The sequence below is a fragment of the Streptomyces sp. NPDC127595 genome (assembly GCF_042671685.1).
Lineage (GTDB): Bacteria > Actinomycetota > Actinomycetes > Streptomycetales > Streptomycetaceae > Streptomyces.
This window is the reverse complement of the sequence record NZ_JBHXWK010000002.1, coordinates 965,636-991,746: the sequence shown is the minus strand read 5'-3', so window position 1 is coordinate 991,746 and position 26,111 is coordinate 965,636. Positions and strand designations below refer to the sequence as shown.

Here is a 26,111-nt window from a genome sequence, read left to right as displayed (position 1 = left end):
GGCGATGAGGCGGTCGTCGTATCCGGCATTCTCACCCTGCCCAGCCGTACACCGTGGCTACACCGCCTCTACTCCCCTGGGCAGCGCGTCCAGGAGCACAACAGCACGCACCACCTGCCCTGGGAAACCATCAGCGCATACCAGCGCGGTCAGGGAAAGCGACTGCGGCAAGGGCGTCGGGGCGCAGGCGGTCGGTGATGTCCAACACCCCGACAGGGACGCAGTCGCGTAGGACCAGGACGACGATGGGGCCATTCTCCTCCAGGCCCGCCGCGGCCTCAGTGGCGCGGGCCGAGAGGGTGTCGTCGATTTCATCGAAGAGGCGGGCAAGGGCTCGTACCGCGACCGCGTGCCCTTCGATAGTGGCGGTGACGCCGATACCGGGGGCGGTCGTGAGGTCCCGCATGTCCTCGATGACCAGGCCGCGGGTGCGGGCGGCGTCGACGACCGCGCGGGCCAAAGGGTGCTCGTTGGGGTGCTCCGCGGCGGCCGCCAGCGCCAGCAGCACATCACGGCGTGACAGTGTGCCGGGTGCCCTTGCGAGAGGCGGCCGGATAGCCGACGAAGGCGAGGATGGCCACCGTCCAGGACAGCATGACCGGCCCCAGGCCCAGGTCGAGCCCGCCCCACTCATCACCGACGGCCATCCAGTCTGCGGCGGAGGCGCAGAGCGGGCGGGTGATGAGCTGCCCCACGATCGTGGGATGAGCGGCGGGCCTCCGAGGACTGCGGCCTGGTTGCTGCGGCGATCACTCGTGCCGTGGCGGCCGGGGACAGCACGGGGTTCCCGTCTTCGACTGTCCGGGGCGGCCAGCCGTGACTGCGCTATGAGCAGCCTGTGTGCCGGCCCCGTCCGCCGCCGGGTATCGGGTGCCCTCCGCCGCTCGGCTCGCTCTCGGTCGCGCGGCGCCGCTGGAGAGTGTGCACTGGAAGGGAGCGGGCGTGAGTGTGAGTCGCCCCGTACTGAGCACCCGAGGAGTGGGGGCAGGCATTCCCCGTGGTGAGTGCGAGGTGAGGAGAGCAGCGATGCCGGCAGGTTCCAGCCCCAGGCGGAAGCGGCAGGACGCGCACACCAAGAACAGCGCGAAAGAGCCAGGGGCCTCCGCCGTGCGCGCGAAGGTGATCGCGTCGCAATCAGTCAACACGGAGCGGGCCCGCGCGGGCGCGGCGAAACAGGGGAGCCCACCCTCGGCCAAGGGCAAAAGGTCCGCCTCGCGGTGCGGGGAGAGCCCTCGCACCGTGGCGCCGCTAATCCCACCAGGGACCAGCTGTACGACGGGGCCAGGAGGTACACCATCCATGGCCGCTTCTCCATGAACAAGCAGCAGCCGCGCAGGGCCCTCTGCAACTGACCCATCAGACACACCGCGACCCGCGACCTCGCGAGATCGTCACGAAGAAGGGTGCATCACCATGACGGACAAGCCGCTCAATGGCCACCGAGTGCTGGCGCTCGTCACCAACTACGGAGTCGAACAGGACGAACTGCTGGTGCCGCTGAGGCGACTGCGAGAGGACGGCGCGGACGTCACCGTTGCCGCCGCGACGGCGGACCCGGTCCAGACCCTGGTTGGAGACAAGGACCCTGGCGAAACGGTGGCGCCCGACGCCACCTTCGACGTGGTGGACCCCGGCGACCACCAGCTCCTGCTGCTCCCGGGCGGCACCCTCAACGCCGACCAGCTCCGCCTCGACGACAAGGCCCTCGCCATCGTCAAGGCCTTCGTCACCTCCGGCCGTCCGATCGCCGCCATCTGCCACGGCCCTTGGGCCCTCGTGGAAGCGGACGCCGTCCGGGGCAAGACCCTGACGTCCTACGCCTCGCTGCGCACCGACATCCGCAACGCCGGAGCCGCGTCCTGGGTCGACGAGCCCGTAGTGAGCGACACCGCGGGCGGCTACACCCTGGTCACATCCCGCACTCCCAAGGACCTCGACGCCTTTGTCGACGGGATCAACAAAGCCCTCGTCGGGTCCTGAACCCAGGAACCCGACCCGCGGAGGAGACACCGCGCTCCGTGCCATACCGCCTTGTGTAAGACCGCGCTCCCGGCCTGGAGATGCCCTCCCCAACGGGTTGACCCTCTCCATGCTCGATGCCATCGCTGGCCTGGCGCGCTCTCACCACCGTCGTCACTCTGCCTTTTCGCGCCATCGCCCGACACTTCGGCGGCGCGTCCGACGGTGCACACGGCCATGGGGTCGTTATCAGTCCCGGCGCCTCTTCGGCGCCGGCCACCCGGTCGCTCAACCTGGCCACACGCCGCGCCCTTCCTCGCGCGCGGCGAGTTCCTGCTCCAGATCGGAGCTGCGCCGACGGCCGCCTGGACGTGCCCGGTCGGTATCCAGGCGGCACGACCTCACTGACCGCCACGTACAACACCCCCACGCAGCTTCCGACGCACCACCACCGGTGCCGCAACTATCGCTCGCATCCCCCGGCCGTGATCACCTTGTCGAATTGGGGGCTAGGGCCGGTTCAGAAGTACCGGCAGGCGGGGCTGACAGCGGGGGGCTGCAAGGATGCGGCCATGGAGCAGATATTGAGTCGGCAGGAAGCATCAGGGGCGGTCCAGGACTACGGGTGGCGCTTCTTGCTGGGCACTTTGCGAACGTCGGTCCGGGTCAGATCGCTGGCTCAGGCGATGGGCTTGGCGGCGGACACTGTCGCGGTGTGCGGCGACGACGCCGACCGGCACCTTCGGGTCGATGTCCGCCCCGATCGGGTCGTCTTCACTTTGCAGTCGTTGGACCGCGCAGCGGTTACTACCCGGGATGTCGAACTCGCACGTCAGATCTCCGCCACTGCTGACAGGTCCGGGCTGCTGGCAGAGCCCGAAATCGGAACGGGGGCACCGCGGTCTGTCCAGCTTCTGGAGATCGCGATTGATGCACTGAACATTGCGGGGATTCGGCCGTTCTGGAAGGCGGTGCTGGGCTATACGGATGAGGCGGGTGCCGAGGGACCGGAGGATCCGCTCGTCGACCCGATCGGGCAGGGCCCGGCCATCTGGTTCCAGCAGATGGACCGGGCGCGCCCACAGCGCAATCGCATCCACTTCGACATCTGTGTTCCGCATGACGAGGCACCCCGGCGGATCGAGACCGCACTGGCGGCTGGAGGCCGACTTGTGTCCGCGACCCGTGCCCCCGCTTTCTGGGTACTTGCCGACCTGGAGGGGAACGAAGCCTGCTTGACCACATGGCAGGGTCGAGACGGCTGAAACTTCCTTCAACCGTGCTGCTCAAAGCCACTCGTTGATGGCTGCCACCAGCACGGTCGCCTCGTAGCGGACGGCGAGCTTGTCGTATCTCGTGGCGACCGCGCGGTGGCGCTTAAGGCGATTGATCCCGCATTCCACCGGGTGGCGCTCTTTGTAGTCGGCCGTCGGACTTCGATGGCCGGCCACCGTGGGAGCCGCGCTTCTTGCGGTTGGCGATCTGGTCGCGCTTCTCCGGATCGTGCAGTGGATACCACGCTTGCGCAGGTAGGTGCGGTTCGCGAGGGAGCCGTACGCCTTGTCGACACGAACCTTGTCCGGCCAGGTGTGCGGGCGGCCCGGTCCGAGCCTGGACACCCGAATTCGGCCCAGGACCACCTGGAACTGCGGGGAGTCACCGCGTTGCCCGGCCGTGATCACCAGGGACATCGGCTTCTGGGCCTGCTCGATGGCCAGGTGGAGCTTGGTGGTCAGCCCGCCCCGGGAGCGTCCGAGCCGGTGGTCGCCGGGCTCGGTGAAGACACCACCGGGCGGCTCGACCTGCAGATCCCCCTTTTGCTGGCACCCGCCGCATGCTGGTGGGCGCGACCACCTTGGCGCCGAGTCCCTGACCGAAGGCCAGGATCACGCCGCGCAACCCTCCTTGGCGGATCTTCCATCCGCGGTACTGGCGAGACAGCTTCCCCACCGCCTCTTTCAAGGGACGTCGCATGTCGATCCTCAGCGACCGTTGTGGCACGCGTCCGCCGGGTGCGACGATGCAGGTCGGCGAGCGAAGGGACACCGAGGTGAGGCATGAGGACCAACGGCCGCCCGCCGCCGTACTGTTCGATGCGCTGGGCCCCAACTACGAGAAGGCGTTCGCCCATGCCCCCGCCCATCTGTCCGCGCTGGAGTGGATGATCGAACGGCTGCCGCCCGCCGCGCGGACGCTGGACGTGGGCAGCGGCACCGGGCGGCCCACCGCGTCCGCGCTCATCGAGGCAGGGCACTCGGTGCTGGGCATCGACGTCTCCCCCGTCATGGTCGAACTCGCCGCCCGACAGGTGCCCGAGGCAGATTTCCGCTGTGGCGACATCCGAAATCTCCCGCTCGAGGCAGACTCGTTCGACGGCATATGCGTGTTCTTCTCGCTGCTGCAGATGACGCGGGTCGAGCAGTCTGCGCTCACGCAACGCCTGGCCCTCGCTCTGAGGCCCGGAGGGCATCTTGTACTGGCTACCGTGCCCGCGGACGTGGAGGACGTCGAGGTGGTCTTCATGGGCCAGCCTGTCCGCGCGACTAGCTTCGACGAGGAGAACGTCACCGGCATGGTGGAGGCGGCAGGTCTGACGGTGCTGTCCTCCCACAGCGCCATCTACACCCCGGACCACCCCGGCGCCGGCCCCGAGCCCCACCTCTTCCTGCACTGCCGCCGTGAGGAGACCGGGCGCTGACGTTCGGGCGCTCTCTGCATCCGCAAGTCACTGAATCTCCTCGACCGGAGCAGCAGGAGTCCGACGCAACTCCTGGGAGACTGCCTCGGGGTCAATAGAATCGCGCCCGATGGGCCTGCCGATGAGAGCGACCGGGACGAACAAGCAGAAGTGGCCGATCGCCATGGTGAGCGTCCAGAACGCCTCGTCGCCATAGCGTGCGGATGACTTGGCGAGCAGCTCGCCGCAGACACGTTCCCCGAACGGGTTCCGGGGGAGGACGGTCTCCACAAGCTCCAGTGCGACCCGTTCGGCGTCGGTGAAGTACGGGGCGTCCTGCCATGTCGCGACGGCGTGATGCGCTTCACGGCTTCCCGGCTTTGCGGATGGTGTCGGTCAAGGAGATGACGGGGTACGTGCTGCCGACGATCTGCGCGGCGCGGAGCAGCATCAGGCTGATGGAGGTCTGTGCAGTGGGTCTGTGCAGTGCCCCCTTGCAGAAGGCCCACCACACGAGGGACCGCGTGCCTGGCGGGCAGTTACTGTCTGGGAGCTACGGCTTCGAGGTCGTCGATGCTGCCGGACATGATCGTTCGGATGTGCTCGGTGATGTGCTGCGTGGGCCAGGCCCACCAGGCCACAGCCAGAAGGCGGGTCATGTCCGTATCGCTGTATCGACGCCGGATAAGTTTTGCCGGATTGCCGCCGACAATGCCGTAGTCCGGAACATCATCGACCACCACGGAACCGGAGGCGATGATCGCTCCATGACCGATGCGGACGCCGGGCATGACGGTGGTCCGGTATCCGAACCAGACGTCGTTGCCGACAACGGTGTCGCCCCGGCTGGGCAAGCCGGTGATCAGATCGAAGTGCTCGGCCCACGAGGCTCCCATGATCGGGAAGGGATACGTGGAGGGGCCGTCCAGGCGGTGATTGGCGCCGTTCATGATGAACCGAACCCCCTCGCCCAGCGCGCAGTACTTCCCGATGATCAACTTCTCCGGTCCGTAGTGATACAGGACGTTGCGGCTTTCGAACGCGGTCGGATCATCCGGATCGTCATAGTAGGAGAACTCCCCGACTTCGATCAGCGGCGATGTGATCAGCGGCTTCAACAGCACCACACGAGGCTGATCGGGCATCGGGTGCATCACCGTCGGGTCAGGAGGAATGGCTGGCATCACGAATCGACTTCCCTGCAGCTGCCGACTGAAGCCATCATGATCGCGGCCTTTCCCTGCCCCAGTCGAGCAGTTTTCACCGACGCTGCTGTTCGGCAGCTCTCTCCAGCAATGACCTTGCGGATTCCGCGTAGCGCATCGCGGTCTTCTCGTCGGTGGCGAAGACCTCGGCGAGGTGGAACGGATCGGGCACACGGATCCGACTCGTAGGCGACGGTCAAGGGCCCTGCACTCCACGGACTCATTCCTCAGTGCGCTGGGGCAGGCGCGGCGGTGGCCACGCCGGCCTCCAACGCCAGGCCGCCCAGTAGTCGATGTCCGCGAAGGGGCCGGCCCGCTCTTCGAGCATGGCGAGGATCTGAGCGCGGGCGAGTTCCACCGCCCGGTGCTCGGTGTCGGTGACGATGCCCAGCCGGCGCACATGGGCATACTCGTCTTCGTCCTTCCAGTGCCAGCTGTTGAGGTCGGGGGCGACGACCAGGTCCACGGCCAAGTCGAAGGTGTCGAACCCGTCCCGAGTACGGCGCGTGGGGTGTTCGAAGTTCACGTACCAATTGCGCAGCCCTGCGGATGTGTAGAAGGCGTTGACACTGAACCACGCCGTTGGTGGCTTCCACAGCAGCAACTCGGTCTCCTGCCACGCCCCGGGAGCGAGCTGCCACTCCCCCGTCGCCATGGTGTCGAACGCCTCGATACGCACCGACCGGTCGCCGTCGGCACGGGCTTTCGCGTGCAGGGCCGGCCACATCACCTCCGCGCCCGGCGCGCAGGCGGTGACCAGCGCCTCGCACGTATCGGCGACAACGCGCAGGGCTTGCTCGCTCCACACGCGCCCGCTGCGGTGCACGTCACGCCGCACGACCGTCTCGCCGGTGTCGAATGATCGCATCGGCACCTCTGCCCGTCGGGGACCAGGCCGGGCAAGCTGCCGGCTGAGGATTCCTTGCCCAGATGACCGGTCAGCATTCCCAGGGCTCCCGGCCGGCTTGTCCAGGGTCAGCGGCCGAGGTGTTGGCGCAGCGGCCCATGCGGCTGTACCGGTCGCCCGCGGTGCGGTCGTCGGGATGTGGCTGGTCTACGCCGACGGGATACGCGAACACATGGAGAAGCCGACCGACCAGCAGGCCAGCCGGACCGCCCGTATACGGCAATCCGGCTGTACCGCGAGCCCAGCAGTTCTGCGCACTGGTCGGGAACTCGTCCGTGCCGAGGTACGCGCCCCCGTTCCTCCCCCCAACCGGGGGCGATCAGGCCTTGCGTCCCACGCCACCGAACATGGCTACCTCGGCAGGCAGGTCAACCTCGCCGCCGTCCGGACGCCAGCGATTGCAGGAGACGACCCCTGGCTCGAGGAGCTCGAGCCCGTCGAAGAACCCGGAGACAGCGGCCGGGGTGCGCTGGGTGAGCTTCGGCGTGCCGTGCTCGTTCCAGAAGGCCACCGCGGCGTCGACGTCTGGCATGTCCGGTCGGGTGATGGTGTGCGAGAGGACGAGGTGGCTGCCTGCGGGCAGCGCGTCCAGCAGACGCCGCACTATCGCGTACGCCTCCTCGTCATCCTCGATGAAGATGACGACGCCGAGCAGGATCAACGCCACGGGCTCACTGAAGTCCAGCGTCCGCGCCGCCTGCTCCAGGATCGCGTCGACGTTGCGCAAGTCATCGTCGAGGTAGTCGGTGCGCCCTTCGGGCGTGCTGGTCAGCAGTGCCTCGGCGTGGGCCAGCACGATGGGGTCGTTGTCGACATAGACGATGCGGGACTCCGGCGCGACACGCTGAGCGACCTCGTGCGTGTTGTCGGCCGTCGGCAGACCGGTGCCGATGTCGAGGAACTGCCGTATCCCGCACTCGTCGGCGAGGTACCGTACGGCGCGCCCGAGGAACAGCCGGTCGGCGAGGGCGTAGTCGCCGATACCTGGGTGCAGCTGGCGTATCTGGTCCCCGGCTGCCTGATCGACCTCGTAGTTGTCCTTGCCGCCCAGCCAGTAGTTCCAGATCCGGGCCGTGTGCGGCTGGTCGGTCTTGATTCGCTTGCGCGCCTCGATCGACGCGGCGGGGATCTCAGTCACGGGATGTCCTCCAGATCAAGCCGATAAACGGTCAAGGAGCAACCTAGCGGCATGACTTGAGGACAGCGACTCCGTCCGGCGACAGGGCTGGATGGAGGACGAACACCGCTCAACTCCCCTAGCATCAGATCCCGAGGCAGGCCCCACGGCGACAACCGCCCAGGCCACGTGACATGCGATTCGCCGCTGAACAGCTGAGACAGACACGGGCTCCCCGAACTCCGAGCAGGGGTGGCTTCAGGGAGCGCACACCCCGCTGCAGGGCCCCAGCCACAGCGGACCGCAGCCGTAATCGGTCCAGTTGCACCACCACGGATGCGAGTAGCACACCATGTTGCAGCTTCCGCTCCCCGCGCACTGGGAATTGCAGTCCATGACCTGGATGCTCTGATCGCTCCGAGGCGCCACGCCTTGCGTGTCGGCAGGGCCCAGCGTCATGAGAATCGCCCGCGACTCACTCTCGCCGAACGCCGCCACAGCCGCCGTCTCCAACCCTTCGACGACTGCTCCCTGCTGTCGCCCCGCGATGATCTGCGGTGCCAGCCGCGTGGCGTCGTCCAAGACGGCGGACTGCTCGGCCGACAGACCGGGATGTGTCTTCCGGTAGTTCGCGAAGTGCGCCACCCACAGATCGCTCCGCGCCGAAGCGGACAGCGCGCCGAAAACAGCGCGCCGATAGTCCGCGGGGTAGGCGACGAACTCGGAGTAGCCGGAGGGCAGCCGGTCGAGGTTGGCCTTCACCCATCGCGACGCCTTACTCCCCCTGGCGCGGGTCACCGCCTGCGCGGGTGAGGCTGCCAGGCCGCCAGTGACCAGAAACGTTCCCAGGGCCAGCCCCGGAACGGCCTTGAGGATCCCTCGACGGCTCGGGGGCCGCAGCGCATCGAGGTCGCGGAGCGCACGCGCCACCCGCAGTGAGTCCGCCGGGCCCAGCAGCCGCGCCAGGCGGAGGGACAGCGCGGTTCCGGTCCAAGCCCGCACCTGGCCGCCGTTGACCGCCAAAAGAGTCGGGGCCCACGCGGCCCCTTCCCCCAGGGCACGCGCGCGCAGGCCGCGAATACGGGGTTCCGTGAGGCCCGCGGTGGTCAACGTGCCATCGACGGAAACGCGTACCCGATCCACCACTTCGCCGCAGAAGCGACAGTCGGCGTCGAATGCCAATATCCACTCGGTCACAAGCTTCTCCCCACGTTCATGTGACAACCCGCCCCATGGTGCCGGCCCGGTGTGAGTCTTCACACCGATCCGTAGCGCGCAATTCAGCGCTCTTTCCCGCTTCGGATCTACCTGGAGAGAAATCCTTTGCCGAGGCGTCTGGAAGCGTCAATCATTTCGACGCGGATCGAAACGTTCTGCATTCACAGGCCATGCTTACGGTGGTGTCGCAGTTGGCTTTCGGACCACGACGAGCCTGGTGACTCAAAGCGAGCAGCCTCGCCGACGGCCGGTACTTCGCAATCGCCGTCTGCTCGTGGTCCGTCTCAGCTTCCGCTGACTACTCGGTCGAGGGCGATCCCGGCGATCGACCGAGGGGACGAACCGGCTCACGCCTACTGCCGGGCGGTCTGGGCGGCTGACGACACCGTCCCGGCGTCCGAACGGACACGGCTCCGTTCGGACCCCGGGAAAATTCGGCAAGGATGTCGAGAACCGCGTGGCGACTCCGTCCCAGGTACAGAAGCGACCACCGTGGTTGCGACCTCAGGAGGCCCACCATGACGAACGACCAGATCACCGAGATCCTCAATCGCCCGCTGAGCCAGGAGATGTTGGCTCGTGACCTCTGCCGCCTGGCCTACGTAGCCAAAGACGGAACACCGCGGAACATCCCGATCGCCTTCGCCTGGAACGGCAAGGAGATCGTGATGTGCACGTCGAAGAACGCCCCGAAGCTGGCGTCGCTCCGTCATAACCCGGCCGCCGCCATCACGATCGACACCGAGGTACACCCGCCCAAGATCCTGCTCGTCCGCGGCACTGTCGAGCTCGACGAGGTCGACGGCATTCCCGAGGAGTACCTCGAGATGAACGGCTCCTACGAGATGACGGCCGAGCAGCGGATCGAGTGGGAAGCCGAGGTCCGCTCGCTCTACGACGGCATGGTCCGCATCGTGATGACGCCGACGTGGGCGAAGCTGATCGACTTCGAGACGACCTTGCCCAGCGCCGTCGAGGAACTCGTCCAGCAGCGTGCGGAGCGGCGGCAGCAGACTGGCAACAGCGTGGGGACCAACGAACCAGGAACGTCGAAGGCATGACCATCCGAATCATGGAGCGAGCCGGCCAGCCTCGGCCAGAGAAGCCCCCATCCGGCCGGAAACACTATGACCGCTGTAAAAGGCGAGAGGTGACCCTGACCGCCCTTGCAACGGCAGAAGTTGTCTCGTATTCGAGCTCTAGATCGTGACCGAGAGAGACGCGTCGGCGAGGGGAGGCCGCTATTCCAGCCACATCCCGTCGCGCATGATGACTCTCCCGCTCCCGCGTAGTTCCGGCTCGCCGCGCCAAGCGCGCACAGTCCTCGGGACCATTCGTACATACACAAAGGACCCCTCTTCCACACGTGGGTCCCAACCGAACTTGCCGGCGAACGCCTCCGCTGCGTCTTCGGGCACCACTTGGTCCGGGAAGCACTCCGCCTCACCCTGGAGGAGCACCACGTCGAAGGTGTCCGGTAGCGCCAGCCGCACACGCGGCTCCTTGCGGATGTTCCGTGCAGTCACGGAAGTGACGCTGGTGCACATCCACACTGCTCGCCCGTCCCACAAGAACCACAAAGGCACCTGATGCGGCCCGTGATCAGGATGAGCCGTCGACACCCACACATCCCGCTCGGCAACCAGCCGCTCCAGAACGTCACGCACACGCTCCGCCGTCCGACGGCCAATGAATCCCGTGCTCTCCATGAGGACCGACCCTAACCAAGCAGGCGCGAGGCGCGCGTGAGGCGCAGGACCTACTCCCAGCGACCGATGAACCCCTCAGCTTTTGGTTCGGGGCGACCAACTTCGATGCTCAAAGTTGCCAGCAGAAATACTCAGTCAGGCCAGTCTCCTGATGCTCATCCAGTCCGGCCAGCCCTTCTCGCTTTGCGAGGTTTCCTCCTGACCTGCGGCGACCAGATCGTTTGATACGTCCTGTGAGTCGGCTTCCCGTCTGACGTGATTCGGCGGGGTGGATGCCCAACTTCGTCTCAGTTGATCGGGTCCGGTGCTGGCGTGCTGAACTGCCACCAGCACTGGGCGGCCAGCCAGTCTCGGTAGTTGCGGAGGATCACGTCGCTAGTCTGTTCGTGTGACACCGACCGAGGAACGCCAGTTCCCTGCCCCACTTGCCGCTGCCATGGCGGTCCGGCTCGACCGCATCGGCGAGGACGGCGTCGACTTCGAGCCCTTCAAGGCTTTCCTGACTGCCGATGAGACAACCGACTGGTTCCGCGCGTGGACCGGCAACGGCGAGCTGAACGGCGACGCCTTCCGCGTGTTCGGCCAAGATGGCACCGGCGGATTCGCCGCATTCTGGCTGATCCGCCCGGGTCGAGTACTGGCCGAGCAGCCCGTCGTCTTCCTCGGCTCCGAAGGAGAGACAGGTGTCGTCGCCCGCAACCTGGGCGCTTTCCTTTGGTTGCTGGCCGACGGCTTCGGCCCATGGGAGGCGGCCAACTCGTACGAGCCCGACTGGGGACCCACATCCCAACCGCGAACTGGCTGCCATCGCGGAACAATTCGCTCCACTTCATCGCGCGGCAGCAGTTGTCGTGATTGAGCAGGCCACGAGAGAGTTCCCCGACTTCGACGACATCATCATGGAGCTCTGCCGCTGAACTCGATCGTCTGAGACCAGAGGCGAATCGGACCAAATCACCTGGGACAAGGGCCACATCGCCGGAGACGGGACACGAGGCGTTTGACAGCGAACCCGGTCGTTCAGGCTTCCTTGTCAGCGAACCTGGTCGCTCTTCGGCCCGATGCCTTCGATCCTGGTCGGAGTTCCCTCCGGGGCGAACGGGTGGTGGAAGGTGAAGGCGTGCGGCGCGGAGCCGTGGTCGTAGAGGTGTTCCAGTCTGGAAACCCCCTCCTGCCAGGGGGGTATCACGCCGTCGGAGACCCACCAGCACACGCAATTCGGGTGTCCAGTCCTCTCGAACCAGTCGTAACGCCTGTTCAGCGCCTCACGGTGCAGACCGGTGTAGATGGCGTCGAAGGCGGGGCGCAGGTCGGTCCAGAGCGAGAGGGTCGCGGCCAGGGCGGTGGTTTCCACCGTATGGCCTTTGGCGTACCAGGTCGGTACGGCGAACTCTCCCCATACACCCCAGTCCGCCTGGAAGAGCGCGCCCCGGTCACCGTCTGAGGCTTCAGCATGCGCGAGGTACACGGGCTGCTGGCTGATCTTCAGGTAGACGGTCTCACCAATGTCGTAGAACTCGCGCGTGAGAGGTGCGGGATCGGCGAGAGGCAACGCTGGGTCGTGGAGCGCGCGTTCGCCCATCTGCACTGGTTCCGCCGCCTGCGGATCCGCTGGGAGATACGCGACGACATCCACGAAGCGTTCCTCATCCTCGGATGTGCACTCATCTGCTGGCGGCGACTGCGCGCTCTGCCAAGCGAGGGCGACAGCTAGTCGGCCACCGCGAGTCGTCTGAGGACTTGGACGGGAGTGAAACTCCATCCGACGAGACGGGGACCGCTCCAGTTGATGCCGATCAGGAGTCCTTCGCTGGAGGCAGCAGGCAGGTCGCTGTCGCGCCAGGCATCGAGAGGCATGGATTCAACCCGTAGCCCATTTGCCCAGATCTTCGCCGCCCGCGCGGCGCGGGCCGACGTCGACCAGTAGGGAAGACTCCGGGTGCCGTCAGCCGCTAGGGGAGCCGGGCTGCCCTCGTCATCCCGCACAAGCCAGACGACTCCGCTCCGACGGACGTCCCGGAAGAATGCTGCCGCTTGCGAACCACTCTGACTCATGACCACCTGAGCCTAGCGTTCCGCGCTACTCATTTCGTTAGGAGCTCTTAGCCAGGTATGAGGGCTGCTTCAGGATCCGCGATGCGCAAGAGGGCCGACAGGAGTCTTCTGGCGTCGGCCAGGAGTCCTCCGGTCGTCGGCGCGACTGTCCGGTTGCGGCCCGCGCACAGGGCGGTCAGGCGGCGGTGCGCCGCAGAAGCCTCGGCCAGCGAGAGGCGGAAGTTACGGGCCGGTGCGGCGTCGTCGCACGGGCGGCCTTCGGCTTGCTGCCCGTATTCGTCGAATCGGCACACGTCGCCGGCTGCCCGCAGCAACGCGGTAAGGGCGTCTATGGCATCCGAGGAGAGGACAGGGCGCCGAGCGGGCTCGGCCAATGTCCGTATGGTCGTCGCGATGTTTTCGGTGACCTGGTCCCACACAAAGTCCCATGGGGCCTTCGGACGCGCGGGCGCGGCCCGGCGCCGCATCCTGAGGCCTGGGTTGGCGCGGTAGCTCTCGTCCGACCAGCGTCGCTGCTCCCGCAGGTCGGTCACTACGTCGGTGAGCCGCTGAGCCCGGTCGTACCAACCGCGTGCCTGCTCCTCGGTGTATCCCTCGGCAAGACCGTCGGCGACGTCGTGCAGCAACTCAGCTGACAGGAATGGGAGTTGCGCACGCAGATGGCGCACCCGCCGTGAGTGGACCGGCGGGAACACCAGGGCGTTGACACCGATGCCGATGACCGCCCCGAGCAGAGTCTCCAGGAACCGGTGGGCGATCTCGGGACCCGTGTAGGAGCCGTAGGCGAGAGCGAACAGCGCGGCGGTCGGCGCGTAGAGCCCCTGGGCGCCGAAGCGGGCGTAGTTGCCGAGGAGGACGGTCAGTGGGAGTGCCAGCGCCATCGCCGCCATGGTGTTGTCGGTCAGCACGCCGGCCGCGGCGGCCAGGAGCGTGCCCACGACGACCATGGCGAACTGCTGAAATGCGGACAGCAGCGAGCGGTAGACGGTGTTCTGCACCAGGGACAACGCGGTCCATGGCGCCATCAGCGCCATTGGGGCGTCCCACCACCAGCCGGCCAGGGCCCAGGCGAGCAGTGCCGCGCCGGCAGCCTTGAGGGACTGCACCGCCGTGTCGCGCTCGGCTCCCGACTCGGTGACGGCACGACGGATCGACCGCCAGACCGCCCTGGTCTCCCAGGTCAGGGCATTCGCGACGATGGGGAACCTCCTTCGCTGTCTCGTCTGTCGGTTCGGACTCATCGCTCTGTTCGGTCGGGGCAGAGGTGTGCCGCCGGTGGCGTTCGTGATCTCCGCCGTGATGAAGCGCGCCTGCGGGAGGCGAGGAAGACGTATGCAGGAGCCATTTCGGCCGGTTGCACGGGCCGCCGCCCCATCGGCAACTGCTTACCGAACTCGGTGGTGTCCACCGAGGCAGCCGTAAGCAGCAGCGCCCAAACCGGGCCGGGGCCGCGTTGACGCGGATCCGTCGGAGGCAACCGCAACCATCGGCGCCAGCCTCTGAGTGAAGGTCACGACCGCACCCTTCGTCATCGCGTGGTCGAGAAGGTGCGGACTCGGCTTGAAGGCCTGCACGGAGGGGTCGGTGGTATTGATGACCGAACTGCCCGCCGGAATGGGGGGCGGGGCCAGGACATGACGTAGACGTTCGTACGCCGCCCACGGTCGAGCTGCTCGGTGGACATGGCGCCGATTCCGTCGGGCTGCGACAACTTCGTCCGCGGTCCCCTCGGCTTCTGCGGATCCTGCGGATCCTGCGGATCCTGACATCTCATCGTCTACCGTCGATCGCCCGGGGCCAGGCTGGTTCGCCGGCAACCGGACAGCGCACACGGGGGCCGCTCCGCGCCTGCTCAGCTGGGCGGATAGGGGTGACCGGCGAGTTGGCGCGCCAGATGCACGGCGTTGACGGCGAGCGTGTGGGTCGTCGCCTTCACGGCGTCCGGGGTCTCTTTGAGATCCTGGTAATCGGTGCCCTGCTGGGCTTCGCCGACCCAGTAGGTGACCGCCCCCGGCGCGAGGGAGAAGCCGATGTCGTTGAGGCCCTGGAAGACATCGGCGCTCACCTTGTGGGCACCGTCCTCGTTGCCCACGACAGCGACGGCCGCGACCTTGTTGTAGGTGAGAAGGCGGCCCTCGTCGTCCGTCTCGGAGAGCTCCGCGTCCAGGCGCTCCAGGACCCGCTGGCAGATGCTCGAGGGATGCCCCAGCCAGATCGGCGTGGCGATGAGGACGATGTCCGCCTGCATCACCTTCTCGCGCAACCGGGGCCACTGATCGCCCTCGCCCATGTCCAACTCCACACCGGGCCGGACATCGAAGTCCGCCACCCGCACGACCTCTCCATCCACATCAAGATCACGAAATTCCGCCATCACCTGCTCCGCGAGCAGCTGACTGCTGGAGGACGAGGACGAGGCGCTCAGCGAACAGACTAGGGACAGTGCGCGCATGGCAGACAAGCTCCTGAGGTCGATGGGCCACAGGCCCAAAGGTCCGTGGCGTGGATGCCGGTGTCAGAGTTCCCAGGTCGGGCCGGTTAATCCCAAAACCGCGTCCGCGTATCTCTGAGGCTGGAGCGCCCCGCTGGTCACGGAGGGCCCGCGGGTTACCCCTGTCACCGCGATCGGAGCGGGCCCAGGCCATCGGTGCCGCCGCGCGAGAGGCGTCCACGCGCGTCCGGCGCCTCCCGCACGCCCCTGAGTGCCAATGCCTTGGGCGAGCAGAAGCGAGCCGGACAGCTGCCGGTAGGCGGACCGCTGCCGAGTGGGCCTGGCCGAGCCGACGGCGGACCGCGCCTCGATGCGCGAGCCGCCGGGGGACGCGAGGAGTGCTTCACATGGCGACACGTCCTGCCAGTCCGTTCATCCGCATCGACGTCGGGCATCCACACGAACGTCGGGTACGCGTCTCACCTGCCTCGTCGGCGACCCACCCAATGGGCGGCCCCGCCGGGCAGCGCAGCCGCCGTCCTCACCGGCCCCCCTCCTCCAACACCAACGGCTCACCCGCGCGTCGCGCCGCCCCGGCAGCAACCGGGGACACCGGAATGGCTTCCGTCTCCGTGCAGGAGTGCCTACCCGGGCCTAGCGTGGGAACGCGCACCGAGGGATACGACACTTCGAACTGTGGAGGATCCATGGCCGTGCGGCATCAGTTGATCAAGAAGAACCCCGAGTACGTCTGGGAGGTCCTGTCCGACGCCGAACGGTACGGGGACTGGGTCGTCGGTACCTCGCGGTCCGAGCCGGACGAGGGGCGGTGGCCCGAGCTCGGGGCGGCCCTCCGTTACGAGATCAAAATCGGGCCGCTCACCCTGCGCAACCGGACCGTCGTGCGCCGCAGCGAACCCACCACCGTCCTTGAACTTGAGGCGGACAGCGGCCCGCTGGGGACCGCGAGGATCGCGATGGAACTGCGCCCCTGGGGCGAGCACACACTGATCATCCTCGACGAGCACCCCTTGCGCGGCGCGGGCGGCGCCCTGCACAACGCCCTCTTGGAGGCAGCGCTGCAAGTGCGTCACCGCGCGATGCTGAGCCGACTCGCCCGGCTGTGCGAGGGGGACGAGAGCCCCGCCCGCGCCACTCCGGGCCGGCCGCGACCGCGCAGTGCCTAGGTGTGCTGTCCCGGCAAGCTCTGCCCCCTCTCGTCGACCCGCGCCGCCTCCCCTCCCCCACCCGGTGAGTCCTGAGGCGTGCCGCCTTCGGAGGAGGGTCCAGCCCCTTGGAAACGACTCTGCCCGGCCGGGAGACGGCCACGTCGCCCCTGGTGGTGCGCGGTTGGTGCGCATGAGACGGGTCATGCGGGTAACTCGTGGCTCGTGCTGAGAACAGGAATGATCGCGGTGGTCGTGGGCGCCGCCCTCGCAGTGGCTGGTGTGGCTGTGGTGGTGTCGCCCTGGTGGTGGATGGCGGCGGTGCCGTTGGCCGCGCTCGGTGTGATCGGTGTGTGGGACCTGACCCAGCGTCGGCACTCGGTGCTGCGCAACTATCCGGTGATCGGGCACGCCCGCTTCCTGCTGGAGCGCATCCGTCCCGAGCTGCAGCAGTACTTCGTCGAGCGGAACTTCGACGGGCGGCCCTTCGACCGGGACATCCGCAGCATCGTCTACGAGCGGGCCAAGGGCACCGCCGCGGAGGAGCCGTTCGGCACCGAACGTGACGTGTACCAGGCAGGTTACGAGTACCTGGTTCCCTCGATGGCACCCCGCCCGGTGCCCGAGCATCCGCCCCGCGTACGGATCGGGGGACCGGACTGTACCCGGCCGTACGACATGGCACTGCTGAACGTCTCCGCCATGAGCTTCGGCTCGCTGTCGGCCAATGCCGTCCTGGCGCTCAACCAGGGGGCCGCCACAGGCGGCTTCGCACACGACACCGGTGAGGGCGGGTTGTCGGAGTACCACCTGCGCGCCGGCGGTGACCTGGTCTGGGAGATCGGTACCGGCTACTTCGGCTGCCGGACCCGGGACGGGGACTTCGACGCCGAGGAGTTCGCCGAGAAGGCGTCGGGCGAGAGTGTCAGGTGTGTGTCGCTCAAGCTGTCGCAGGGCGCCAAACCCGGTATCGGGGGTGTGCTGCCCGGGGCCAAGGTGAACGCGGAGATCGCCAGGGTGCGGGATGTCCCCGAGGGACGGACGGTCGTGTCACCGCCGTACCACCGGGCGTTCTCCACGCCCCGTGAACTCGTCCGCTTCATCGCACGGATGCGGGAGCTGTCGGGCGGCAAGCCGACCGGTTTCAAGCTGTGCCCCGGTTCACGGCGTCAGTTCCTCGCCGTGTGCAAGGCGATGATCGAGGAGGGCACCGCACCCGACTTCATCATCGTCGACGGCGCGGAGGGCGGCACGGGTGCCGCACCGCTCGAATTCGCCGACCACGTCGGCACACCGCTCACCGAGGGTCTGATGACCGTGCACAACGCCCTGGTCGGTGCGGGCCTGCGGGATCGGATTCGGATCGGCGCCAGCGGAAAGATCGCCACCGGGGCTGACCTCGTCAAGCGCCTGATCCAGGGTGCCGACTACGGCAACGCGGCCCGCGCCATGATGTTCGCGGTCGGCTGCATCCAGGCTCAGCGCTGCCACACCAACACCTGCCCCGTCGGCGTCACCACCCAGGACCCGCGTCGCGCCCGCGCGCTGGACGTCGGCGACAAAGCCGTGCGGGTGCGGCGCCTCCAGGAAGCCACCGTCGGCAGCGCACTGCAGATCATGGCTTCCATGGGGGTCACCGACCCCGCACAGCTGCGGCCGCACATGCTGCGGCGGCGCATCGACGCGCAGACCGTGCGCTCGTACGACGGCCTGTACGAGTGGCTGTCCCCCGGACAACTGCTGGTCGAACCGCCCGCCGACTGGGCGGCCGACTGGAAGGCCGCCGACCCCGACCAGTTCACCGTCTGACCTGCGCCTACTTCACCATCTGACCTGCGCCCACTTCACCGTCTGACCTGGAGGAATCTGTGGCACGAACCGTCGCCCGCGTCATCGTGGACGCCCTGAGCGAACTCGGCGTCCGCCAAGTTTTCGGCGTGGTGGGAGACGCGCTCAACCCCCTCACCGACGCCATCCGCACCACCGATGACGTGGAGTGGGTGGGCTGCCGTCACGAGGAGGCAGCCGCCTTCGCCGCGAGCGCCCAGTCCCAGCTCACAGACCATCTGGGGGTGTGCATGGGCACGGTCGGACCCGGTTCGGTTCACCTGCTCAACGGCCTCTACGACGCGGCCAAGAGCCGTACGCCCGTACTGGCCATCGCCGGTCAGGTCCCCCTGTCCGAGCTGGGCAGCGACTACTTCCAGGAAGTCGACAACGACCTGCTCTTCCGTGACGTGGCGGTCTTCCGCGCGACCATCACCGACCCCGACCAACTGCCGCAGCTCCTTGAGACCGCGGTGCGCAACGCCCTGGGACACAAGGGCGTCGCGGTCCTCTCCGTACCGGGCGACATCGGTGATCGGGAACTGAGCGCCGACCGTCCGGCCCGCTTCTCCCTCACCACGCCCACCACCCGCCCCGAAGCGTCCGCCGTGCGCCGGGCCGCCGATCTCCTCGGCGACGCGGACCGGACCACCCTGCTGGTCGGGCAGGGCGCTCGCGCCTCCCGCGCCGACGTCCTCGCGCTGGCGGACCGCCTCGCGGCCCCGATGGTGCTGACGCTGAAGGCCAAGGAGGGCTTCGAGGGCGAAAATCCCTTCCAGGTCGGCCAGACCGGTCTGATCGGGAACCCGGCGGCGGCCGGGGCCATGCAGTCCGCGGACACCCTGGTCCTGCTGGGCACCGACTTCCCCTACCGCGACTGGTATCCCGAGGGCCGCACGGTCATCCAGGTCGACACCGAACCGGCGCACATCGGACGTCGCGTCCCGGTGGACATCGGTCTTGTCGGCGATGTGGGTGCCACTGTCCGCGACCTGCTCGACCATCTGCCCGCCAAGCCGGGCGAGTTGGGCGCTGCGCGCGACCGCCGACACCTGGAGCAGGCACGGGAACGATTCCTGAGCTGGCGGAAGGATCAGGCACGCCTCGCCGATCCCGCGCACGACAAAGGTCTGGTCGGCAGGGTGCGCTCCGCGCTGGACAACCGCGAGCACAGCATCCGCCCGGAGGCGCTGGCCGCCGCCGTGGACCGCAGCGCGGACGACGACGCGATCTTCACCTCGGACACCGGAATGGCCACCGTCTGGCTCTCACGGTTCGTCGAGATGCGTGGGACTCGTCGGCTGCTCGGCTCCTACAACCTGGGCTCCATGGCCAACGCCATGCCGCAGGCGCTCGGTGCGCAGTACCTGGACCGGGACCGCCAGGTCGTCGCCTTCTGCGGCGACGGCGGCCTGAGCATGCTCCTCGGCGATCTCATCACCCTCAAGTCCTGCCGGCTGCCGGTCAAACTCGTCGTCTTCGACAACCGGCGCCTCGGCATGGTCAAGCTGGAACAGGAACAAGCCGGTCTCCCCGAGTTCGGGACCGTCCTGGACAACCCCGACTTCGCCGCGGTCGCCACCGCCATCGGCATCACCGGCATCCGCGTCACCGACCCCGCCGACCTCGACGACGCCGTACAGCGTGCCTTCGCCACCCCCGGCCCCGTGCTCCTCGACGTACTCACCAACCCGGACGAGATCGCCGTCCCCGCCAAGCCCACCGTCGAACAGGGCTGGGGCTTCGCCGTCGCCAAGATGAAGGAGCTGCTGCGCAGCCACGGCGACGAAACCCACCACTGACCACGTGTCCCCTTCCAGTTCCAGCGAATCCGCATGTCGTCCACTGAGCGGGTCGAGCTCCGGGCGGCACAACCTGGGAACCGGTTGGCGCGCCGGTGCTCGTGGCTCGCCTTTGGGCAAGATCCGATGTGGCATATGAAGCCGTGCTGCCACACGCTGGAGGCATGGCAGGCGCGCCGATAGTCGTGCACCGCCCGCTCCTAACGGGCGGTCGTCCGGTCGTCGTACGCAGTGAGATCGTCGGCCTGGCCCACTCCGACCACGACGTCGTGGAGTTCCTGCGCCGCGCCGGCCTGGCGTTCGGTGAGGACGTCCTCGACGATCCGGTGTGGGTGGAGTGGAAAGGGGGCCGGGCGCACGAGTACGAGGCTGCCTGACCTGGGCTGGCACACGTCCCGGGATGTGGTCATGGCTGATCGCGCGGCAAAAGGGGTAGGGGGCAGCCGCGGCGCAGCGCCATGACGACAGCGGCGATGGTGACGACCACCCGCGACGCTACGGCTCCCGCGCTGTGCTTGGACCCGCGTTGCCCGCATCGACCACGGTCACGTCGACGCTGATGCCGGATCCTGGGCCCGGATAGGGGCCTCCTGGGAGTGCCCCTATCGATCCAGTACCTGGCGGCCCGGCCGGGGCGACACCACAACCCGGCTCTTTGTCACCTGTCGGCTTCCGGGCTGCGCGGGTGAGGGGCCGACGACTGCAGATCCCTCTGGCTCTCGCCGTGTTCCGCGTCGTGCGCGGCAAGGAGAGACAGGAGCTCCGCCACCGCCAGCCCCCGGTCGGCGGGGTGCCGCAGCAGGGTTCCGTCCTCGATGCGATACGCATTGGAGCGTCCCTGACGGGTGTGGGTGAGATAGCCGTCCGCTTCCAGATCGGAAACGATCTTCTGGACAGCACGCTCGGTCAGCCTGCAGCGCGCGGCGATGTCGCGGATGCGAGTGGTCGGATCCTCGGCGATCGCGGCCAGTACGCGCGCGTGGTTCGTGAGAAACGTCCAGCCACTGTGTGATTCGGGTACTCCACGCATGACGTCAGGATAGGACACTTGATTCACGCATTCAAAAGGGCGAACTTTTTTTCCGGTATCTATTGACGTGTGAAGGGGGCGGGACTGAGGCTGGGGGAGGCACAAAAGCACGGGATGCCAATGGAGTGGCCGCCATGCAAGAACGCGCACTTCCCACGCAGCTCACGGTGGCTGACGGAGTCCCCTCGGCTCCGCCGGACCTACCGTCGAGCGATCACCAGGGGCCACTGCTGGGGATCGAAACACACCCCGCGGGCGACTGGACGCTCGTGGTGGTGTCCGGTGCGATCGACAACGTCACGGGGCAGGCACTGCACGACGGTCTGCGCCGAGCCCTTGCCCGCTCGGCACGCGGCATCGACCTCGATCTGAGCGACGTCGAATTCTGCGACTGCTCCGGACTCAACGTCCTGCTCCGCCTCCGCCGACGTGCCCTGGACGAAGGCAAGACCATCGCCATCCAGGCGACCAGCACCGCGGTGCGCCGACTCTTCTCGGTCACCGGCACGCTGTCCCTGTTCGCAGTGTCGGATGAAGCCGACGAAGCCGGTCGGGCGCCGGATGCACATTCCGGAGCCGCACCCCACCCAGGGGACGACAACGCGTCGCTGGGCGAAGCGAACCAGGATCTGCGGATCGAGCTGGTTCAGCTCCGGCGGGCTCTGCAGACGCGGCCCGTCATCGACCTCGCTCGTGGAGTTCTCATGGCCTCCTTCGGCCTGAGCGCTGAGGACGCCTGGAAGGTCCTGGTATCGGTCTCACAGAACACCAACACCAAACTTCACCACGTGGCCGACAACCTCGTCGGCGCCGTCACGGGTGACTCACTCCCGCAACCATTCCAGTCGCAGGTCGCCGAGTCGGTCGCCAAGCTCCGGACAGCGCCCTCGGCGCCGGCGACTCCCCGCGGCAGGGAAAATTGAGTCGCCTCAGTCCTCGCCCCGGATGATGTTGCTCTCCTGGTCGGAGCTCTCCAGTTCACCGCCGTCGGCACGCTGTGGGTTCCGGATGCCGGCCAGCTCGACCGGACCGTCGCCGGACCCAGGGCACTCATACGTCGGCTGAATGTCTGTGCTGGTGCCGGATTCCATGAGGGAGGCACCTCCTATGTCTACTGTCGGCCTTTCGAGTACCCGGCACGCAGTGCTCAAACAGACGGTGTCCGGCGCCCCGTCGCTCACCCGGGTCGGCCCCGGGGTGTCCTGCGTACCCGGGGACATGGCCGCCGAAGGCCGTCGAGGCGGGGCGCGCGGTCGGCATGCCCTGACACACCTTCAACGAGGCGCTGTGTGAACGCCGAGCGCAGCACGCACGCGCACTCACCGGTCATTGATGTCCGGCAAGGTGGTATCCGCGGAGGCATAGAGGAACTCCAGGAGCTTGCCGTACGCCTCGCTGTGCGCTCTACCTGCGTCCGCCCCGTGCTGCGGCGTTTCAGTCTCATGGTCAACCGCGTGCAACCAGTCGATGACCGCGCCGAAATACGGCACCAGAGCGCCTGTTGCGGCTTGCGCGGCAGTGCCCATCTCGCTCGGGCCTTCCACAAAAACGACGTGCTGAAGACGGTCGAGCTGGCGGTTCAGAGTTCGTGCTTCGTTCCAAAGGCGGCGGGCAGCTTGGCGGCGCTCTTCGCGTTCCTCGGGAGGGTCACTTGCTTCAATGCCTCCAAGTTTGATGCTCGCTTCGCTCAGCGTTCCCTGTACCAGGTGACAGCTTTCGGCGAACGCCAGGTAGGCACTCTTGCGTGATTCGCGAAGAGCACGAGTCCGTTCAGCACCTATCTGAAGGTGGGCATGCCTCAACTGCGTCTCGGACTGGATCTCGGCCTGCTGCTCCGCCTTCCTTCCGGTGATCCAGGCGGATGCCGTAGCGCCGACTGCGCCGACCGCGGCGCCGATGACGCCGCCGAGGAGTCCTGCAAGTCCTGCGTCCATGCCGTGATTCTGGTGGTCAAGCGATGCGCGTTGCCAGTGGGGCGCGATCATTGTGCCGCAGTACTCAGCCAGGTCACTGGGGGCCTCTGCTGCCGCCACCGGCAGCAGAGGCAGCCCTTCCCCGCTGCCACTTGACATGGCTGCGGCGGACTTCGACGACCGGCGCGCCCAAGGCCGGGTTCTGGCCACCCGCGGCCGGGTCCTGCCTGGATGAGGGTCCAACCCGGGGGTAGTCGCCTGTCATGACTGTCTACGGATTACACGCCTCGCACGAACAGGTCCCGCCCGCGGATCTGCTCGACGCCGTGGTGCACGCGGAACGCGCGGGCTTCACCGCCGCCATGTGCTCGGACCACTTCTCACCATGGAGCGTCCGCCAGGGCGAGTCCGGGTTCGCCTGGTCGTGGCTCGGCGCCGCCCTCCAGGCCACCGACCAGGTGCCGTTCGGCGTGGTGAACGCGCCCGGCCAGCGCTACCACCCCGCGATCGTCGCCCAGGCGGTCGCCAGTCTCGCCGCCATGTATCCGGCCAGGTTCTGGGTGGCGCTCGGCAGCGGCGAGGCCTCGAACGAGCACATCACAGGGGCCGGCTGGCCCCGCAAGGACATCCGCTCCGCGCGGCTGCGTGAGTGCGTCGACGTCATCCGCGCACTGCTTCGCGGGGAGGAGGTCAGCCACGACGGACTGGTGACCGTGGACCGGGCTCGGCTGTGGACGCTGCCGTCCGACGTACCGCCGCTGATCGGAGCCGCGTGCAGCACGGCGACCGCGGCCTGGTGCGCGGAGTGGGCGGACGGCCTGATCACGGTCAACGCTCCGGCTGAACGGCTGCGCGAGATCGTGGACGCGTACCGCGACGCCGGCGGCCGCGGGCCACTGCACCTCCAGGTGCACCTGAGCTGGGCGCCCGGCGAGGACGAGGCCCGCGCGCTGGCGTACGACCAATGGCGCACCAACGTCCACTCGCCCCCGGCCAGTTGGGACCTGGACTCCGCGGAACTGTTCGACATCGTCAGTGAGCACGTCACCCTCGATCAGGTGGCGCAGTCGGTCAACATCTCGTCCGACCTGGGCCGGCACGCCGCCTGGCTGCAGGAGTACGCCGACCTCGGCTTCGACGCGGTGATGCTGCATCACGTGGGCCGCGAACAGGGCCCGTTCATCGATGCCTTCGGGGCCGAGGTACTCCCGCAACTCGACGTCACCCGCCCGCTTCCCGCCACGGTGAAGGAGTACCGATGCGTCTGACCCGTACATCCGACCTCTGGTGGAAGAACGCGGTGGTGTACTGCCTGGACGTCGAGACGTACCAGGACGGAAACGGCGACGGGATCGGCGACTTCGCGGGGCTCACGCAGCGCATCGACCATCTGGAGCGTCTCGGCGTGACCTGCGTGTGGCTGATGCCCTTCTATCCGACACGCGAGCGCGACGACGGATACGACATCACGGACTTCTACGGTGTCGACCCCCGCCTGGGCACCCTGGGTGAGTTCACCGAGTTCGTGCGCACCGCCCGGGACCGCGGCATCCGCGTGATCGCCGACCTCGTCGTCAATCACACCTCCGAGGACCACCCTTGGTTCAAGGACGCCCGCTCCGGCCGGGACTCCGCCCACCGCGACTGGTACGTCTGGGAGGACGAGCCCCCCAAGGACGGTCCCAAGGGTGTCGTCTTCCCCGACGCGGAGAACAGCCTGTGGGAGTACGACAAGGGCAGCGGCCAGTACTACCTGCACCGCTTCTACAAGCAGCAGCCCGACCTCAACGTCGCCAACCCCGAGGTCCGCGACGAGATAGCCCGTGTCATGGGGTTCTGGACACAGCTCGGGCTGTCCGGTTTCCGGGTCGACGCCGTGCCCTTCCTGCTGGAGACGGACGGGCAGGCCGACGCCGGGGCGCTGCCGGACCCGCACGAGTACCTCGCCGACCTGCGCGCCTTCCTCGGCCGTCGCAACGGCGAGGCAGTGCTGCTCGGCGAGGTCAATCTGCCCTACGCCGACACCGCCCGCTTCTTCGGCGACCCCGCCTCGGGCCGCGGCGACGAGCTCACCATGTGCTTCGACTTCATCGCGATGCAGCAGATGTACCTCTCGATGGCACGCGAGGACGCCGGGCCGCTGGCCACCGCACTACGGGACCGCCCCGCCGCCCCGCGCGACGCCCACTGGGCCACGTTCGTCCGCAACCACGACGAGCTCACCCTCGACAAGCTGAGCGAAGCCGAACGCGCCGAGGTGTTCGCGTCCTTCGGCCCGGACAAGAACATGCAGCTTTACGACCGGGGGCTGCGTCGCAGGCTGCCGCCCATGGTCGAGGGCGACCGGCGCCGCGTCGAACTGGCCTACAGCCTGCTGTTCACCCTGCCGGGTACTCCCGTGCTCTTCTACGGCGAGGAGATCGGCATGGGGGAGAACCTCGCCGCCGAGGGACGCCAGGCTGTACGGACGCCCATGCAATGGACCCCGGAGGCGGGCGCCGGCTTCTCCAACGCCGGTCCGGACGCCTTTCCCAACCCGCTGGCGGACGGCGCGTTCGGACCTCAGAAGGTCAACGTGTACGAGCAGAGTCGTGACCCTGGTTCGCTGTTGAGCCGCATGCGGCTGTTCATCGAGCGATACCGGGAGGCCCCCGAACTGGCCTGGGGCGACTACCGCCTCGTGGACACCGGGGAGCGAGCGGTCCTCGCACACATCGCCTGCACCACCGACGGGACCGTCCTGGCGGTGCACAACTTCGCGGCCGAGCCGGTCACCGTACGGCTGCGGCTGCCCGAGGCCGGGCCCGGCGGGCGCCTCATGGATCTGCTCGACGAAGGCCACGCAGGTCTCACCGTGCCCGACGACGGCCTGCTCCGCGTCGAACTGCCTGCCTACGGGTACCGGTGGCTCCGTGTAGGCACTCCGGCGGACGATCCCGTAAGGGTTGCCTCCGACTGACACCACGTCCGCCGGAAACCCTCCGAATGTGTTCTACGTGGGCGCCGCTCCAGCGTCGGGGCCCGCGTGCACATGGCGACAGAACAGCCACGACGTCGGCCCGGGCGATCGTACGGGTACGAGTGGCAACGCAGCA

General features: G+C 67.8%; 27 protein-coding genes and 5 pseudogenes. 14 read left to right on the top strand and 18 right to left on the bottom strand.

What is annotated here, in order from left to right; translation table 11 throughout:
- Positions 1-130: 130 nt before the first annotated feature.
- The 3 genes and pseudogenes from ACFVKT_RS10985 to ACFVKT_RS10975 all read right to left on the bottom strand — a co-directional run.
- The gene (locus ACFVKT_RS10985; protein WP_385729849.1) at positions 131-508 is read right to left on the bottom strand and encodes a hypothetical protein; all 378 of its coding nucleotides are present in this window, start codon (positions 506-508) and stop codon (positions 131-133) included.
- A 1-nt stretch (position 509) separates the two neighbouring features.
- A complete protein-coding gene (locus tag ACFVKT_RS10980; protein ID WP_385729847.1) occupies positions 510-695 on the bottom strand; it encodes a hypothetical protein in 186 nt (61 codons plus the stop codon).
- Between the two features lie 19 nt (positions 696-714).
- Positions 715-804, bottom strand: a pseudogene (locus ACFVKT_RS10975) (DNA-binding response regulator); the annotation flags it as partial.
- Between the two features lie 222 nt (positions 805-1,026).
- Here ACFVKT_RS10975 and ACFVKT_RS10970 point away from each other — a divergent pair.
- From ACFVKT_RS10970 to ACFVKT_RS10960, 3 genes and pseudogenes are all read left to right on the top strand, one after another.
- Positions 1,027-1,352 (top strand): annotated as a pseudogene (locus tag ACFVKT_RS10970) (plasmid stabilization protein).
- Positions 1,353-1,413: 61 nt separating this feature from the next.
- Positions 1,414-1,980 (top strand): DJ-1/PfpI/YhbO family deglycase/protease, encoded by a 567-nt coding sequence (locus ACFVKT_RS10965; protein ID WP_385729846.1) that lies wholly within the window; start codon positions 1,414-1,416, stop codon positions 1,978-1,980.
- A gap of 551 nt (positions 1,981-2,531) precedes the next feature.
- Positions 2,532-3,224: a VOC family protein gene (locus tag ACFVKT_RS10960; RefSeq protein WP_385729844.1), complete on the top strand. Its 693-nt coding sequence runs from the start codon at positions 2,532-2,534 to the stop codon at positions 3,222-3,224.
- 21 nt (positions 3,225-3,245) lie between these two features.
- On the opposite strand, the gene ACFVKT_RS10955 is transcribed toward ACFVKT_RS10960, so the two are convergent.
- On the bottom strand, positions 3,246-3,671 hold the full coding sequence (locus ACFVKT_RS10955) for a transposase (protein WP_385729968.1): 426 nt from the start codon (positions 3,669-3,671) through the stop codon (positions 3,246-3,248).
- A gap of 308 nt (positions 3,672-3,979) precedes the next feature.
- Between ACFVKT_RS10955 and ACFVKT_RS10950 the strand changes: the two genes are divergently transcribed.
- The gene (locus tag ACFVKT_RS10950; RefSeq protein ID WP_385729966.1) at positions 3,980-4,657 is read left to right on the top strand and encodes a class I SAM-dependent methyltransferase; all 678 of its coding nucleotides are present in this window, start codon (positions 3,980-3,982) and stop codon (positions 4,655-4,657) included.
- A 27-nt stretch (positions 4,658-4,684) separates the two neighbouring features.
- Here ACFVKT_RS10950 and ACFVKT_RS10945 read toward each other — a convergent pair whose 3' ends face one another.
- The 5 genes from ACFVKT_RS10945 to ACFVKT_RS10925 form a co-directional block, all read right to left on the bottom strand.
- Positions 4,685-4,927 (bottom strand): hypothetical protein, encoded by a 243-nt coding sequence (locus ACFVKT_RS10945; RefSeq protein WP_385729842.1) that lies wholly within the window; start codon positions 4,925-4,927, stop codon positions 4,685-4,687.
- Positions 4,928-5,175: 248 nt separating this feature from the next.
- Positions 5,176-5,820, bottom strand: coding sequence for a CatB-related O-acetyltransferase (locus ACFVKT_RS10940; protein ID WP_385729964.1), 645 nt, complete (start codon positions 5,818-5,820; stop codon positions 5,176-5,178).
- A 241-nt stretch (positions 5,821-6,061) separates the two neighbouring features.
- Positions 6,062-6,709, bottom strand: coding sequence for a DUF402 domain-containing protein (locus tag ACFVKT_RS10935; RefSeq protein WP_385729840.1), 648 nt, complete (start codon positions 6,707-6,709; stop codon positions 6,062-6,064).
- A gap of 358 nt (positions 6,710-7,067) precedes the next feature.
- Positions 7,068-7,886, bottom strand: coding sequence for an SAM-dependent methyltransferase (locus ACFVKT_RS10930; protein ID WP_385729838.1), 819 nt, complete (start codon positions 7,884-7,886; stop codon positions 7,068-7,070).
- Between the two features lie 237 nt (positions 7,887-8,123).
- On the bottom strand, positions 8,124-9,062 hold the full coding sequence (locus ACFVKT_RS10925; protein ID WP_385729836.1) for a bacteriocin fulvocin C-related protein: 939 nt from the start codon (positions 9,060-9,062) through the stop codon (positions 8,124-8,126).
- A 539-nt stretch (positions 9,063-9,601) separates the two neighbouring features.
- Here ACFVKT_RS10925 and ACFVKT_RS10920 point away from each other — a divergent pair.
- Positions 9,602-10,144: a pyridoxamine 5'-phosphate oxidase family protein gene (locus ACFVKT_RS10920; RefSeq protein WP_385729834.1), complete on the top strand. Its 543-nt coding sequence runs from the start codon at positions 9,602-9,604 to the stop codon at positions 10,142-10,144.
- Positions 10,145-10,324: 180 nt separating this feature from the next.
- Here ACFVKT_RS10920 and ACFVKT_RS10915 read toward each other — a convergent pair whose 3' ends face one another.
- Entirely contained in the window at positions 10,325-10,792 is a 468-nt protein-coding gene (locus tag ACFVKT_RS10915) for a pyridoxamine 5'-phosphate oxidase family protein (protein WP_385729833.1), read from the bottom strand.
- 436 nt (positions 10,793-11,228) lie between these two features.
- Between ACFVKT_RS10915 and ACFVKT_RS10910 the strand changes: the two are divergent.
- Positions 11,229-11,709: pseudogene (locus ACFVKT_RS10910) on the top strand (SMI1/KNR4 family protein).
- Between the two features lie 116 nt (positions 11,710-11,825).
- On the opposite strand, the gene ACFVKT_RS10905 reads toward ACFVKT_RS10910, so the two are convergent.
- Positions 11,826-12,374: a DUF3291 domain-containing protein gene (locus ACFVKT_RS10905; RefSeq protein ID WP_385729831.1), complete on the bottom strand. Its 549-nt coding sequence runs from the start codon at positions 12,372-12,374 to the stop codon at positions 11,826-11,828.
- Here ACFVKT_RS10905 and ACFVKT_RS10900 point away from each other — a divergent pair.
- A pseudogene (locus ACFVKT_RS10900) lies at positions 12,339-12,506 on the top strand (transposase); the annotation flags it as partial. The gene ACFVKT_RS10905 and the pseudogene ACFVKT_RS10900 sit on opposite strands and share 36 nt — an antisense overlap.
- On the opposite strand, the gene ACFVKT_RS10895 reads toward ACFVKT_RS10900, so the two are convergent.
- The 4 genes and pseudogenes from ACFVKT_RS10895 to ACFVKT_RS10880 all read right to left on the bottom strand — a co-directional run bounded on the left by ACFVKT_RS10895 (position 12,503) and on the right by ACFVKT_RS10880 (position 15,299).
- The gene (locus ACFVKT_RS10895; RefSeq protein ID WP_385729829.1) at positions 12,503-12,847 is read right to left on the bottom strand and encodes a DUF2750 domain-containing protein; all 345 of its coding nucleotides are present in this window, start codon (positions 12,845-12,847) and stop codon (positions 12,503-12,505) included. The pseudogene ACFVKT_RS10900 and the gene ACFVKT_RS10895 overlap by 4 nt on opposite strands.
- A gap of 47 nt (positions 12,848-12,894) precedes the next feature.
- Entirely contained in the window at positions 12,895-14,088 is a 1,194-nt protein-coding gene (locus ACFVKT_RS10890) for an aromatic acid exporter family protein (protein WP_385729962.1), read from the bottom strand.
- 15 nt (positions 14,089-14,103) lie between these two features.
- A pseudogene (locus tag ACFVKT_RS10885) lies at positions 14,104-14,561 on the bottom strand (SDR family oxidoreductase); the annotation flags it as partial.
- Between the two features lie 138 nt (positions 14,562-14,699).
- Complete coding sequence (locus ACFVKT_RS10880) at positions 14,700-15,299, bottom strand: flavodoxin family protein (RefSeq protein ID WP_385729827.1); 600 nt, start codon at positions 15,297-15,299, stop codon at positions 14,700-14,702.
- Positions 15,300-15,985: 686 nt separating this feature from the next.
- Here ACFVKT_RS10880 and ACFVKT_RS10875 point away from each other — a divergent pair.
- The 4 genes from ACFVKT_RS10875 to ACFVKT_RS10860 all read left to right on the top strand — a co-directional run bounded on the left by ACFVKT_RS10875 (position 15,986) and on the right by ACFVKT_RS10860 (position 20,450).
- Complete coding sequence (locus tag ACFVKT_RS10875) at positions 15,986-16,465, top strand: SRPBCC family protein (protein WP_385729825.1); 480 nt, start codon at positions 15,986-15,988, stop codon at positions 16,463-16,465.
- Positions 16,466-16,684: 219 nt separating this feature from the next.
- Positions 16,685-18,253 carry an FMN-binding glutamate synthase family protein gene (locus ACFVKT_RS10870; RefSeq protein ID WP_385729960.1) on the top strand — a complete coding sequence of 523 codons (1,569 nt, stop codon included), beginning with the start codon at positions 16,685-16,687 and terminating at the stop codon, positions 18,251-18,253.
- Between the two features lie 59 nt (positions 18,254-18,312).
- Positions 18,313-20,073 (top strand): thiamine pyrophosphate-dependent enzyme, encoded by a 1,761-nt coding sequence (locus ACFVKT_RS10865; RefSeq protein ID WP_385729823.1) that lies wholly within the window; start codon positions 18,313-18,315, stop codon positions 20,071-20,073.
- A 164-nt stretch (positions 20,074-20,237) separates the two neighbouring features.
- Entirely contained in the window at positions 20,238-20,450 is a 213-nt protein-coding gene (locus ACFVKT_RS10860; protein ID WP_385729821.1) for a hypothetical protein, read from the top strand.
- A gap of 281 nt (positions 20,451-20,731) precedes the next feature.
- Here the strand turns inward: ACFVKT_RS10860 and ACFVKT_RS10855 are convergent, their stop codons facing one another.
- Positions 20,732-21,103 (bottom strand): helix-turn-helix transcriptional regulator, encoded by a 372-nt coding sequence (locus ACFVKT_RS10855; RefSeq protein WP_385729819.1) that lies wholly within the window; start codon positions 21,101-21,103, stop codon positions 20,732-20,734.
- Positions 21,104-21,237: 134 nt separating this feature from the next.
- Here ACFVKT_RS10855 and ACFVKT_RS10850 point away from each other — a divergent pair, with 134 nt between their 5' ends.
- On the top strand, positions 21,238-22,026 hold the full coding sequence (locus tag ACFVKT_RS10850; protein ID WP_385729817.1) for an anti-sigma factor antagonist: 789 nt from the start codon (positions 21,238-21,240) through the stop codon (positions 22,024-22,026).
- 6 nt (positions 22,027-22,032) lie between these two features.
- On the opposite strand, the gene ACFVKT_RS10845 is transcribed toward ACFVKT_RS10850, so the two are convergent.
- Together ACFVKT_RS10845 and ACFVKT_RS10840 are read right to left on the bottom strand one after the other, a co-directional pair.
- Positions 22,033-22,194, bottom strand: coding sequence for a hypothetical protein (locus ACFVKT_RS10845; RefSeq protein WP_385729815.1), 162 nt, complete (start codon positions 22,192-22,194; stop codon positions 22,033-22,035).
- A 228-nt stretch (positions 22,195-22,422) separates the two neighbouring features.
- Positions 22,423-23,037: a hypothetical protein gene (locus tag ACFVKT_RS10840; protein ID WP_385729812.1), complete on the bottom strand. Its 615-nt coding sequence runs from the start codon at positions 23,035-23,037 to the stop codon at positions 22,423-22,425.
- A 242-nt stretch (positions 23,038-23,279) separates the two neighbouring features.
- On the opposite strand from ACFVKT_RS10840, the gene ACFVKT_RS10835 reads away from it, so the two are divergent.
- Positions 23,280-24,284 carry a TIGR03885 family FMN-dependent LLM class oxidoreductase gene (locus ACFVKT_RS10835; RefSeq protein ID WP_385729810.1) on the top strand — a complete coding sequence of 335 codons (1,005 nt, stop codon included), beginning with the start codon at positions 23,280-23,282 and terminating at the stop codon, positions 24,282-24,284.
- A complete protein-coding gene (locus ACFVKT_RS10830; protein WP_385729808.1) occupies positions 24,275-25,975 on the top strand; it encodes an alpha-amylase family protein in 1,701 nt (566 codons plus the stop codon). The genes ACFVKT_RS10835 and ACFVKT_RS10830 overlap by 10 nt, the downstream gene beginning before the upstream one ends.
- Positions 25,976-26,111: the final 136 nt, after the last annotated feature.